This is a genomic window from Mucilaginibacter sp. OAE612, assembly GCF_041806395.1.
Taxonomy (GTDB): domain Bacteria; phylum Bacteroidota; class Bacteroidia; order Sphingobacteriales; family Sphingobacteriaceae; genus Mucilaginibacter; species Mucilaginibacter rubeus.
In genome coordinates, this window is record NZ_JBGMUW010000001.1 from 1770829 (window position 1) to 1782858 (window position 12030).

The window sequence follows — 12030 nt, forward strand, 5'->3', positions numbered from 1 at the left end:
GAAGAGCATTAAACCATAAAAGAGGCACTTTTTAAGCAGCATAATAAAGTGGAACTATTGAAAAATTCGTTTTATTGTAGATAGTATTATCTTCAGATCCATGAAAAGATCCTGATTGTCGATGTATTCGAGATTCTTGCTGATCTTTGATGGAACTATTACCTTGATATACATATCTTCAGGATCATCGCTGCCGGCCAGGATATCATTTTCATCAAAATATTTGATGGATGCCCAGTCTGTTACTCCCGGTTTAACACTTAATACCCTTAGTTGAGCAGGTGTATACAGGTTTACATATTTCCGTACTTCGGGGCGCGGGCCAACAAAGCTCATGTCACCTTTTAACACGTTTAGTAATTGCGGCAGTTCATCAAGTTTATATTTCCTGAGCCAGTAACCAACACTGGTGATCCGGTAATCTTTACTGCCTATGGTTAATAATCCGGCCCTGTCCGAGTTTATGTACATGGTCCGGAATTTGAACAGTTCAAACTCATTTCCATCTTTCCCAACCCTTGTTTGTTTATAAAATGCGCTTCCCCTCGAATTTATTTTAATAGCTATGGCAATTAAAATAAACAATGGGAGCAACATTATCAGTGCTATAAGTGATATGACAATATCAAAAAGCCGTTTAATCATAACTCTATTTTATAATTCCACTTTTGCAAGTTCTTTACACTCATCCAGCACAGTGTTAACCGAGTTTATGACGGTTGTAATTATGAAATCAATCTGCTCGCCGGTAAGTTGAGGATAAATGGGCAGCGAGATTTCATTTGCGTAAAGAGCATAAGCTGATGGATACTGAGCGATCTTATAACCCAGATCTTTAAAAAGAGTAAGCATTGGCAGCGGGGTAAAATGTACATTGGCCATGATCCCTTCAGCCATAATACTTTCAATTATCTGGTCACGCTGTGTCTCTGATATGCCTTTGACCCGCAGGGCAAACAAGTGGTAGGATGATTCCCTTTGCTCGTTTTTTAGTGGCGGTTCAACAAACCAGTCCATTGATTTGAACCTGTCACAATATACGGATGCAACATGCTTGCGCATAGGGAGCAAGCTGGCCTCATAATTTCTGAGCTGGCCGAGGCCTATCGCGGCACAAATGTCGGGCATATTGATTTTGAGGCCCATAAACAGGATATCGTATTTCCAGCCGCCGCCATTACTTTTGGTGAAGGCATCTTTGGTTTGGCCGTTAAGAGTATATAGTTTTAAATACCGGTATTCTTCAGCCGAATTAAAGCGGGCAGGTAAATTGATGCAGATACAACCTCCTTCGGCTGTAGTGATGTTTTTTACCGCGTGAAAAGAAAATATCGATACGTCACTATACTTTGCTGCCGGTAATTCATTTATGGTTGCACCGATTGAGTGCGCTGCATCGGCAATTAAGAGGATCCTACCTAAAATCTTTTGCTTGGGACTTTCAGTAACAAATAGTTTTTTAATTTCCGGTTTATTGATAATCGCCTTTAATTTTTCGTAGTTGCATGGCCAGCCGGCTATGTCAACAGCGATAATTGCTTTTGTTTTTGGGGTTATTGCTTTGATCACAGCTTCTGTGGAGATGCAGCAGTCGTCATCAACATCAACTATCACCGGCGTAGCCCCGCAATGCAGTACACTTAAGGCGGTAGCACAATAGGTGTATGCTGGTATGATAACCTCGTCGCCTTCCTTTATGCCGAACCATTTCAATATCAGGATAGCTCCTGATGTCCAGGAGTTTACGCAAACAGCTGCATCCGAAGCTGTAAGCTGCTTCATTTGCTGTTCAAGTGCGGCTACTTTGGGCCCGGTGGTTATCCAGCCAGAATTAAGCGTGTCCATAACCTCGTTTATAACAGCCTGGTCAATGTAAGGTGGCGCAAAAGAAATTTTCATATCAGGTTTAATAGAGTTAGTTTCCGGCAGGGACCCGTTCCAAAAAAGCGATTGCTTTTTGAGCGTAATCACGGGCTAATCGTTTATAAATGCAATATTTTTCAGCAAGAGCATCTGCCCAGGTATAATTTGAAAAATCGAGGTCATCCAATGAAACAAAAAGATGATGGTTTTTTTCTATGAAAATTTCAAGCTCAGCAAACGTTTTGTCAGAACAGGTTTCGGGATGATAATTGAATGTCCAGGTGTATTTTGTTTTTTGTTCAACTTCTGATAGTTGAACAGGCACCCAATTAAAGCCAAATCTTACATAAGGTGACTTAAGCAGGCCGTCACTTATTATTTTAATGTTGGTGTATTCGTGTAAAGCAAGCAATGTATTACGGTCAAAAGTATGTGCAGGAGCAATAAAAACAGTGGGGTTGATATTTTCACGTTTGAAAATTTCTGCCGCTTTTCTTATTTTTTCTTTTTGTGTTTGCAATGGTAAGCCTGCAAATTCCGACCGGTTATTCATCTTCAGCAAGCCGGAGTTGTGATTTATGTAATAATGATCAAAACCGTGCATGCCTATCACATAATTTTGATTTTGAAGCTCGCGCACCAACTGCCAGTAGTAAGGATTGAAATTACCGCAGGCTTTTAACTTTGGGTCTTTATTTGCCGGTATAACAGCAATTATGGGTTTTATGCCATACTTGTCAAACAGGGTGAAGAAACGTTGCCATTTTTGGAGGTTATTTGTCGGGCATAAATCATCCAAACGAATTAAGTACTGTAGCATATTAACAGTTTGATAGTTTTATAAAGCTGGTTGGCTGTTTGTTAGTTGTGCCGCTGTTGCAGTTGCAGCGACGTGCTTTTTGATTAACGTTTCCCATTCTCCCAGTATCTTATCAGGATGGTTGGTTTTAGATATGACGCGGGCCTGATTTCCAAGAGTTGTTTTTACAACCTCATTGTTGGCCAAACGGTGCATTGCATCGGCTAAATCACTTATTGATCCTCTTTTTACCAATATCCCATTTTGGCCGTTGTTGATGATCTCCGAAGGTCCAAAATTGCAATCAACTGCTATGGAAGGGCATCCAAAGCTCATAGCCTCAACTAAAGCATTAGGGTATCCCTCGTTGCGCGATGGTAAGACAAACATTTCGGCCTGGTTGTAATAATCCTGAAGGTTGTTTTTGCTTCCAGGTAGCAATACCCGTTCTCTTAACCCCAGATTAAAGATCTGGCAAACGAGGTTAGCACGTTCTTCGCCATCGCCAACGATTATCAGATCGACGTCGGTAAGGCTTGATTTTGCATAGGCCTCAATAAGGATATCAAAGCCTTTTACATAGGCCAAACGGCCAACTCCCAAAATAAACCTCCGATGGTGAACCTTCTCCTCTGACGGTAATGGGAAAATAGTAACAGCATTTGTTATGCGCTCGATGTTTGTGAGCACTTTAAAGTCTTTGTCCTTAAGCAGGCAGTCCTCAACTCCTTTAGCACTTACTACAACCGCTTCGGCTCTTTTATATAAGTTTAAAGCCAGTTGTTTACGCAAATAGTTAAACCTGATAACGCTTCTATCGGGCGAAGTGCGCTCTGAAACAATGTAAGGCACCCGGGTAAACCAACAGGTAATGCCAGTCCAAACATTGGCGGATGTGATAAATGATAAAGCGCACACCGGTTTTTGAGCCCGCAATAACTTGATAAGTTTAAAAAAAGTTTCGGCAATATGATATAACCTGTAAACAAACAAATTTTTTTGACGGTCAGCAAGGTAAAATACCTTAACATCATTATCAATTTCATATGCTGGAACATCATTGTTTAAAGAAATAAGTACCGACTGGAAGTTGTTTTTATTAAAATAATTAGCAAGCGAAATGATAACTCTTTCTGCTCCTCCGCCTCTAAGCGACGGAATAATGAAAAACAGAACGGGTTTTGAAAAAGGGGCGGCTTGTATGTTCATGTTAATGTTAAATGCGCTGGGCAGTTATAGCAGGTATTTTACCGTATCGTAAGCTTTACGAAACCGCTTGTTTTGTAATTCAAAAAGCAGATAGCGTTTTATGTAAAGCAGCAAAAGTCTTTTTTTAGCGATCGCGGAGTATGTGAAATTCTTGATGATTAAATTGAAATCACTTATAACCATTTCCATGCGTGCTTTGGCGTTGATCATGCTCCACACACCTCCTTCATGATTGCGGTAACAGCTCATTACCTCGGGTATTACATAAATTTTACCGCCGGTATGCTGGGTGGCCCATAGCTTAAACATTTTATCGCCGGCAAAACATTCAAAAAACCAGGGGGCAGCGAACAACTGATGAGTTTCGGGAATATTGCGATAAACAACTGTTGCCGTTTTTGTTTCTTCCTGTTTCCCCGCCAGCAAATCGGCATATGTATGTATTAGCGGTGTGGGGTTAGGATGTACGTAAAGTGTTTTGTTATTAACGTTTATCACTTTGTGGTAATGGCAGCAAATAACGAAGTCGGCATTGTTTTCTAAAAAATCAACCTGCTTTTGCAGTTTATATTCATTTATCCAGTAGTCGTCGCCCTCGCAAAGAGCTATGTACCTGCCCCTGCACTGTGTAACACAATTAATTAAATTTTTATGCGTGCCTAAGTTGGTAGGGGAGGCTATAAGCTTGATCCTGCCGGGATAGGTTTCTGAGTAAAATTTAATTATTGACTGGGTTTTATCTGTCGAGCAATCGTCGCCAATGATGATCTCAAACTTAAAGTTGGTTTTCTGCATCAAGAAGCTTCGGATAGCCTCGGAAATGAATTTTTCATGGTTGTAAGTAATACAAAGAACACTTACCATTATTTCTTCATCATTCATACCGTTCCATTTACATTCGCTGCCCTTACATTTATTTCAGATTCAATTTTATCTGTCACCAGTGTGCCAAAATGTTTCGGTTTAAAGTTGTTGTCGAAGTTTTGTGCGCGGAGCAACAACCTGCAAATAAGGTCGAGATCTGACAGCGACAGCGTATGATATAAAGGAAGACAAACCACCCGTGACGCTATGGAATCGCAAACAGGCATTGGTTGGCTTTTTACGTATGGCAATGATGACAGTGAGGGGTAAAAATACCTCCTGCAATAAATCTGTGCCAACTCTAATTTTGCTTTACTTTGATGCATGAGGGCCTCTGTTTGAAAAACAACGGGGAAATATGCATAATTGTAATCCTGTTCGTTTTCAAGTTTTTGAAACTGAACATCCAGGTTTTCCAGGCGCTGCAGATATTGCTCATACAAATACTTTCTTTTTTTAAGTATTTCGTCAACATGGCGCAGGTTGCATAAACCCATTGCTGCATGAAACTCGCTGTTTTTGGCGTTGATGCCTTCCTCCGAGAAAGTATCAACACCTGAATATCCGAAGTTGCGCATCAGTGCCATGGTTTTTAATAACTCCGGATCCTGGGTAAATACAGCGCCGCCTTCGATAGTGTGATATAATTTGGTTGAGTGAAAGCTGGTTACACTGATGTCGCCATATTCAAATACGGAGCGGTTTTTATAAAAAGTACCGAAGCAATGCGCGGCATCATAGATCACCTTAAGGTTATGTTTATCAGCAATAGCCTGTATGGCTGTTATATCGCATGGGTTACCAAATACGTGTGTTGCCAGTATAGCCGATGTGTTGGGTGTGATGGCTGCTTCTATTTTAGCCGGATCAATATTCAGCGTCTCAGGGTCGATATCCACAAATACAGGTTCGCAACCCTGCCATACAATAGTGCTTGTAGTAGCAACAAATGAAAATGGCGTTGTGATAATTTCTCCGCTTAAGTTAAGGGCTTTGATGGCCAGTTGCAAAGCTATTGTACCGTTTGTAACAAACAGCATATGACTAACGCCCAGGTATTGTTTTAACTTTAATTCGAGCGTGTTCACAAGGGGGCCGTTGTTGGTGAGCCATTGCCTTTCCCAGATACTTTTAACATAGGCTCTGAACTCCTTTTCGGCAGGGAGAAATGGTTTGGTTACTGGAATCATCTTTTTAGGATTAATTGGTTAAAATCTTTAATAGCGGAGAGCTTAATTAATAAACTGGCACCATAATAAACCGCAATGAATACTATGAGTAATATGCCAATTTGCATAGTCGGGATGAAAAAATCATTGATCAGCAACTTGTCAAGAAAATAACAGCAGAGGCCGATACTTCCGGCCAACGTTACTGTTGGCAAAATATCTTTCACCTGTTCGGTAACCGGGTAGTCAATTAAGCGCCCGCTGTAAATGGAATTGATGTAGTAGGCTATTATGTTAAAAAGTAACTGAAAGTATAATAACCCATAAATCCCGAAGGGAATAAAGAGCAGGATGCCGACTACACTTAAAACCTTTTTAATAACCTCTAACTTTAAAAATAATGCGCTTTGCCCCATTACTTTCAAAACATTTAAGTTGTATGAATGAAGCGGGTACATGATGCCACCTATGCATAGCAACTGGAAAAACGGAACGGCTGGCAGCCATTTGTCGGTCAACAAAATGTGAAACAAAGGCCTGGCAATAACGCTGAGCAATATAAGTGCCGGTGCGTTCCAGAATACTACCTGCTGCATAAGCCGTTTATATACATTTTTTAGTTGTATTGGGTCGTTTGAGATCTCTGCGAACATTGGGTAAGTAACTTTATTTATAGCTGCTGAAATATTACTTATCGGTAATTGGCTTATCGAATCGGCCCGGCTGTAGTAGCCAAGCTGGGTTGCCGAAAAGAACTTACCTATGATTATCAGGTAAATGTTTTGATAAACGGTATCAATTAAACCTGATAATGTCATTTTGTAGCCGAAATGGATATGTTTTTTAAAACAAGCCTTATCAAATATCAGTGCCGGTCGCCAGCTTGAAGTGATCCAATGTATGGCCGTTGATAAAAAAGATGTGCATAAGCCCATCCAAACCAGGCTCCAAACTCCGTATCCTAATTTTGCAAGTATGATACCCAATATTCCGCCGCCAATGGCCGACGGGACTTGAATGTTGGTTTGTTTTTTAAACTTCAGATCCTTGACCAGTAAGGTGCTTTGTACCCCAAAAAACGCGTTTATAATTAAAATTAAGGTGTAAACGCGCACAACAGAGGTTAACAGTGGCTGGTGATAAAAAGCGGCGATGAGCGGCGCAGTTATAAAAAGTATCAGGTAAAGAATGCTGCTGCCAATGATATTAAAATAGAAAACGGTTGAATAATCGCGCTGATCTGCATTGGTGGTTCGGATCAGCGAGGCTGTAAGGCCGCCGTCCAAAAGGCTATTGCCTATCGATATAAAAAGATACAGCATAGCTATCAAACCAAATTGTGACGGCTCCAGGATCCGTGCCAGAAAAATGGATATGCCAAAGCTCACCACCTTTGAACTTAATTGCTGCCACAGCGCCCATACTATGCCGGACACGGCTCTTTGTTTGTAGGTCATAAATTTTTAAAGCCGGGCGTTAACAACGTTTTCTGGTAAAAATGCCTTCAAATCATACAATACTGCATTGGGTTTGCAAAGCGCTTTTACATTCATTTCTTTAAACTCTTCGTGGGCAACAGCAAGTAAAACCCCGTCATAGGTACGGGTTTTTGATTCGCCGTTTTCGCAGATGATGCCATACTCTTTTTTGGCATGTGCCGCGTTGGCCCAGGGATCATGGATATGCACTTTTACTTTATACTCCTTCAACCGTTTAACAATGTCTATCACACGGGTATTCCTTACGTCGGGGCAGTTTTCTTTAAATGTGAAACCAAGTATCAGCACCTCACTATCTGTTATTGAAGTACCGCGACAAATCATCTGTTTAATAAACTGATCGGCAACATATGCACCCATAGAGTCATTGATACGCCGGCCAGCCAAAATAATTTCAGGGTGATACCCTGCTTCCTGGGCCTTTTGTGCAAGATAATATGGGTCAACCCCGATACAGTGGCCGCCAACAAGGCCCGGGCGAAAATTCAGAAAGTTCCATTTAGTGCCCGCCGCCTCCAATACTTTATGGGTATCGATACCCAGTTTATTAAAGATCATGGCCAGCTCGTTCACAAATGCAATATTTATATCGCGTTGCGCATTTTCAATTACCTTAGCAGCCTCAGCTACTTTTATCGAATGCGCTTTAAATGTGCCGGCTGTAATAATTGATTGGTAAAGCTTATCTACAGTTTCGGCTGTTTCCGGAGTAGAGCCTGATGTAATTTTGCGGATTTTTGAAACGGTATGTAATTTATCTCCGGGATTGATCCTTTCAGGCGAGTAGCCCGCAAAAAAATCAACATTATAGGTAAGCCCCGATACTTTTTCTAAAATAGGCATACATTCATCTTCTGTTACCCCAGGATATACGGTTGATTCGTAAACCACGATATCATTCTTTTTTAACACTTTGCCTACAACCCTGCTGGCGTTTATTAACGGTGAGAGATCAGGCCGGTTATTTTTATCAACAGGGGTTGGCACAGTTACAATGAATATGGAACATTGCTGTAGTTTTTCAATTTCATCAGTAACGTATAAACCGGTTGCGGTTGTACAAACAGGGGTAATTACAGCATTTAATTGATCGGGGTCGATCTCTAAGGTGTGATCAATGCCCGATTTGAGCTCATTAATGCGATCTACATTAATGTCATAGCCAATAACTTTGTATTTTTTTGCAAATTCAACGGCCAGGGGCAAGCCTACATAACCAAGACCGATAATGCCTAATTTAGGTTGGTAATTCTCAATTTTCATGATTTCTGCTGATGTTATGAACTGATAAGTTTTGGATTGAAACACGTGTTACCAAAGCGCAATTGATGGTTTCAAAAATCATTAATACATTTTTACCCTGTATCTGCAACACCTTACCCATTTGATTTACAAGAGCGCCATCTTTTATTTTAACTGTATCACCAATACTGAGGTTGTTAAGGCTCACAATTTCCATGTCTTTGTAGCGTACAAGATTTGTCCTGATCTCGTCTATTACGTTGTCCCTCACTACAGCAGGTTTACCCATATAGTAAACAAAGCCTAACGCCCCCATTACGTAAAGCGCCCTTGACTGCTCATAAGCATCGACATGAACAAATACGTAGGAGCTAAACAGAGGAACACTGATCTCCTTTTTCCTGTCAGACCATTGGCTTACTACATCTCTGACCGGGCAATAGCATTCAATGCCATTTTGCTTTAAAAGCTTGTCCACCTTTTTTTCCCATCGGGGCTTGGTGTAAATAACAAGCCATTTTTTTTCATGATAATTTGTCATGCGAAATTGCGGTGTTCTTAATTGGGTTTCCATAAAATGAATAAAGTTGGATCGGGGAATTAATAAGGGCTTATTATAGCTTCGCCAACTCACTCACATGGCGCAAGTGATGATGGTTTTAAAAAATAGTAATTGAAAATTACTAACCTGGTTATCTGATTTATTACGGACGCAGCCTGTGCTGGCTGTGGCTCCGCCAATCCAGTCACATGGTTAGGCGGTTAATAAAAAATAATCGAACTAATAGTTTATAATATTCGCCGGTTTTTCCCGTTTACTATAAAATATAACAGGTGTCTTAGTCTCTCTGCGGCTTCGCCAATCCAGTCACACTGGCCAAACCGTAAAAAAGCAAGCTAACGGCTTATATCGTTCTCCGGTTACCCGGTTATTGGTTCATAACAACTGCAACTTACGTTGCTTAAGACTCCGCCAATCCAGTCACATGGAACAGCAGTAAAACAGTCTAACTAAAAGTTTATAACACGTATTAGCATTAACCTTATGCCATTGTAAAAATGATAGCTATCAACTGCCATATGCCGATGCGTATCCATAGCCACCGTAGGCGTACGCCTCCCGGTTTTCTTTTTTCGCATCGTTAAACACTACCATAAGGTTATTTAATTTATCATTATCATAAATATCTCTGAGGATACTTAATTGCTCGGTATTGGTATAATTATACCGTACAATATAAATACTCAACTCGGCGTATTTAGCCAGGCTAAAAGCATCGGCAACGGCACCAACAGGCGATGTGTCAAGCACGATATAGTCAAACTCTGTTTTGCACCAGTTAAAAAGCAGGTCAAGCCGTTTATCTGACAATAGCTCGGCGGGGTTAATTGCTTTACTGCCGCTTCCCATTACAAAAAGGTTATCTGATTCATTATAAGCCTGGATGCATTCGGCCGGTGAATTGGTATCACCCATTAAAAAATCTGTAATGCCCTTGGTTTGCTCCATGTTGATGTTTTTAAGCAAATCTGGCTTGCGCAGGTCAAACTCCATAATTAATACCCGTTTATTGAGCATGGCAAGCGTTAAGCCCAGGTTGATGCTGAAAAAGGTTTTGCCTTCGCCTTTCATAGACGATGTAACAAGCATGGTTTTGTGCTGTGTTCCCTGGTTCAGGAAGCCAATATTGCTCCTGATATACCTGAACAGTTCTGAAATGTTGGTATTACTGCCGTTAGATATAACTACAGGGCTCTGACCTTCATTATTATGGCATAATTCGCCCAGGATCTTTACGCCTTTTATATTCAGCAGGCTTGATTGATTCCTGATTTTCAGGCTAAATTTATCTTTCAGGAAGATGTAAATTCCCGGCATAAATAACCCGGCTATAATAGCGAATAAATAGGTGAGCTGTTGCTTAGGAAATTCAGCTATCGGATTAGCGGCAGGTTTATCAATCAATTGCGATGAAGGAATTGTAGCTGATAACGACAACGCCGTTTCTTCTCTTTTTTGCAACAAGTATTGGTATAAATTAGTTTTTACCCCCTGTTCACGGCTCCGCTGTAAAAGCCCCCGTTCAAGCGACGGAACCGAGCGGATGCGGGAGTCATACTGGGCAGAATTTTGGCTGAGCAATTTGTGGCTGATTGAGAAGCCTTTTTTAATATTACTGAGGTTTTCCATGATATTTACACGAAGGCTGGCTATCTGGTTGCTCAAGTTTTCAATAAGAGGGTTGGCAGGGTTTGCGCTGCCCAGCATGCGGTTCCTTTCCAACTGCAGGTCGTTGAAACGGCTAACCAGTGTATTTAACGCCGGATCCTTCAATCCCATGGTACTGGGTACAGCATCGTATTGGTTAGCCGAGTTTTTTAAATATGCTTCAATGGAATTCACAATACCCAACTGAGTATTTGATTCTTCAAGCAGTTGATTATATTCTGCAGATTTTGTCAGATTTACCTGTGTGCTTGCATTGATCTCTGCAGCTCCATTCCTTTGCTTGAAAGTTTCAATGTCACCTTCGGTGTATGACAGGTCCCGTTCTAAATCATGTAATCGTTTATCAATGAATAATATGGTGTTTACGGCTGTAACGTTTTTCTTAACAACGTTTTCGGCGTTATAGGTAGATATGATGTTGTTCAAAATATCAATCCCTCTTTCGGGCACAGCATCAACCAGGCTTAAGGTTAAGGTGTTTGATTCTTTAACTACAGGGTTAACCTGTAATGATCCGGCGCTGTAAGCTGCTGCCAGCCCGGTAAGGTTTTTAAACTGGATCAGTATCGGCGTGTCATTATCTGCAAGGGCCGGCCCTTTTTCTACTTTAAAGGAATAATCCTTATGATTAATCAGTTGGTTATAGCTGTAAATCCATGTTTTGGTTTCCTCTTTTAACAAAAACTTACTTTGTGAATATGGCTGGATATATAGTTTTTTCAAATAGCCGGTTTTCCCTATTCTCTTTACAGTAACGGTGAAAGGCCGCTCATTACCATACAGTTCTTTTACTTTAAAGCCGCTTTCATCAAAATAGGAAGTTTCCAGGTTAAGTTTTTTGAATACGCTATAAATCAAATCTTTTGATCGTAATACCTCCATTTCATTATCCACGGTTTTAGTTTCCTGAAACATGTTCAGGTCACTAAAAGCAGTAGCTTTTAAAATACCATCGCCTTTTTTATCGTCAGGGATTTGCAGTGTACTTGTTATTTTATACAGCGGGGTAACGTAGTTAAGGTATGTCCAGGCTGCTGCAAAACACATAACCATGCTTATCAGGAATAAATACCAGCCATTTAAATAAGGCTTAATGTTGTTCCTGAACTTGTTGCCCGGCAAAGGTTCTTTTAAAATAAAATTATTATCCATGTC

General features: G+C 40.6%; 10 protein-coding genes. All 10 read right to left on the bottom strand.

Annotated features, from left to right (window positions below):
- Window positions 1-54 precede the first annotated feature (54 nt).
- Window positions 55-645 (bottom strand): sugar transferase, encoded by a 591-nt coding sequence (locus tag ABID99_RS07545; protein ID WP_090526802.1) that lies wholly within the window; start codon window positions 643-645, stop codon window positions 55-57.
- 9 nt (window positions 646-654) lie between these two features.
- Window positions 655-1899 carry a DegT/DnrJ/EryC1/StrS family aminotransferase gene (locus ABID99_RS07550; RefSeq protein ID WP_373613337.1) on the bottom strand — a complete coding sequence of 415 codons (1245 nt, stop codon included), beginning with the start codon at window positions 1897-1899 and terminating at the stop codon, window positions 655-657.
- A 16-nt stretch (window positions 1900-1915) separates the two neighbouring features.
- Window positions 1916-2683 carry a DUF2334 domain-containing protein gene (locus ABID99_RS07555; protein ID WP_373613338.1) on the bottom strand — a complete coding sequence of 256 codons (768 nt, stop codon included), beginning with the start codon at window positions 2681-2683 and terminating at the stop codon, window positions 1916-1918.
- 18 nt (window positions 2684-2701) lie between these two features.
- The gene (locus tag ABID99_RS07560) at window positions 2702-3871 is read right to left on the bottom strand and encodes a glycosyltransferase family 4 protein (RefSeq protein ID WP_373613339.1); all 1170 of its coding nucleotides are present in this window, start codon (window positions 3869-3871) and stop codon (window positions 2702-2704) included.
- A 24-nt stretch (window positions 3872-3895) separates the two neighbouring features.
- Window positions 3896-4753 (bottom strand): glycosyltransferase family 2 protein, encoded by an 858-nt coding sequence (locus tag ABID99_RS07565; RefSeq protein ID WP_090526810.1) that lies wholly within the window; start codon window positions 4751-4753, stop codon window positions 3896-3898.
- Entirely contained in the window at window positions 4750-5925 is a 1176-nt protein-coding gene (locus ABID99_RS07570; RefSeq protein ID WP_090526811.1) for a DegT/DnrJ/EryC1/StrS aminotransferase family protein, read from the bottom strand. The genes ABID99_RS07565 and ABID99_RS07570 overlap by 4 nt, the downstream gene beginning before the upstream one ends.
- Entirely contained in the window at window positions 5922-7361 is a 1440-nt protein-coding gene (locus ABID99_RS07575) for a lipopolysaccharide biosynthesis protein (protein WP_090526813.1), read from the bottom strand. The genes ABID99_RS07570 and ABID99_RS07575 overlap by 4 nt, the downstream gene beginning before the upstream one ends.
- Before the next feature lie 6 nt (window positions 7362-7367).
- On the bottom strand, window positions 7368-8666 hold the full coding sequence (locus ABID99_RS07580; RefSeq protein WP_090526815.1) for a nucleotide sugar dehydrogenase: 1299 nt from the start codon (window positions 8664-8666) through the stop codon (window positions 7368-7370).
- Window positions 8656-9219, bottom strand: a complete 564-nt coding sequence (locus ABID99_RS07585) for a UpxY family transcription antiterminator (RefSeq protein ID WP_188832657.1) — start codon at window positions 9217-9219, stop codon at window positions 8656-8658. Before ABID99_RS07585 ends, ABID99_RS07580 begins: the two co-directional genes overlap by 11 nt.
- 495 nt (window positions 9220-9714) lie before the next feature.
- Complete coding sequence (locus ABID99_RS07590) at window positions 9715-12027, bottom strand: GumC family protein (RefSeq protein ID WP_373613340.1); 2313 nt, start codon at window positions 12025-12027, stop codon at window positions 9715-9717.
- Window positions 12028-12030: the final 3 nt, after the last annotated feature.

Coding starts and splice junctions, on each gene's coding strand:
- ABID99_RS07545 (WP_090526802.1), bottom strand. CDS start 645: ATGATTAAACGGCTTTTTGATATTGTCATATCACTTATAGCACTGATA.
- ABID99_RS07550 (WP_373613337.1), bottom strand. CDS start 1,899: ATGAAAATTTCTTTTGCGCCACCTTACATTGACCAGGCTGTTATAAAC.
- ABID99_RS07555 (WP_373613338.1), bottom strand. CDS start 2,683: ATGCTACAGTACTTAATTCGTTTGGATGATTTATGCCCGACAAATAAC.
- ABID99_RS07560 (WP_373613339.1), bottom strand. CDS start 3,871: ATGAACATACAAGCCGCCCCTTTTTCAAAACCCGTTCTGTTTTTCATT.
- ABID99_RS07565 (WP_090526810.1), bottom strand. CDS start 4,753: ATGAATGATGAAGAAATAATGGTAAGTGTTCTTTGTATTACTTACAAC.
- ABID99_RS07570 (WP_090526811.1), bottom strand. CDS start 5,925: ATGATTCCAGTAACCAAACCATTTCTCCCTGCCGAAAAGGAGTTCAGA.
- ABID99_RS07575 (WP_090526813.1), bottom strand. CDS start 7,361: ATGACCTACAAACAAAGAGCCGTGTCCGGCATAGTATGGGCGCTGTGG.
- ABID99_RS07580 (WP_090526815.1), bottom strand. CDS start 8,666: ATGAAAATTGAGAATTACCAACCTAAATTAGGCATTATCGGTCTTGGT.
- ABID99_RS07585 (WP_188832657.1), bottom strand. CDS start 9,219: ATGGAAACCCAATTAAGAACACCGCAATTTCGCATGACAAATTATCAT.
- ABID99_RS07590 (WP_373613340.1), bottom strand. CDS start 12,027: ATGGATAATAATTTTATTTTAAAAGAACCTTTGCCGGGCAACAAGTTC.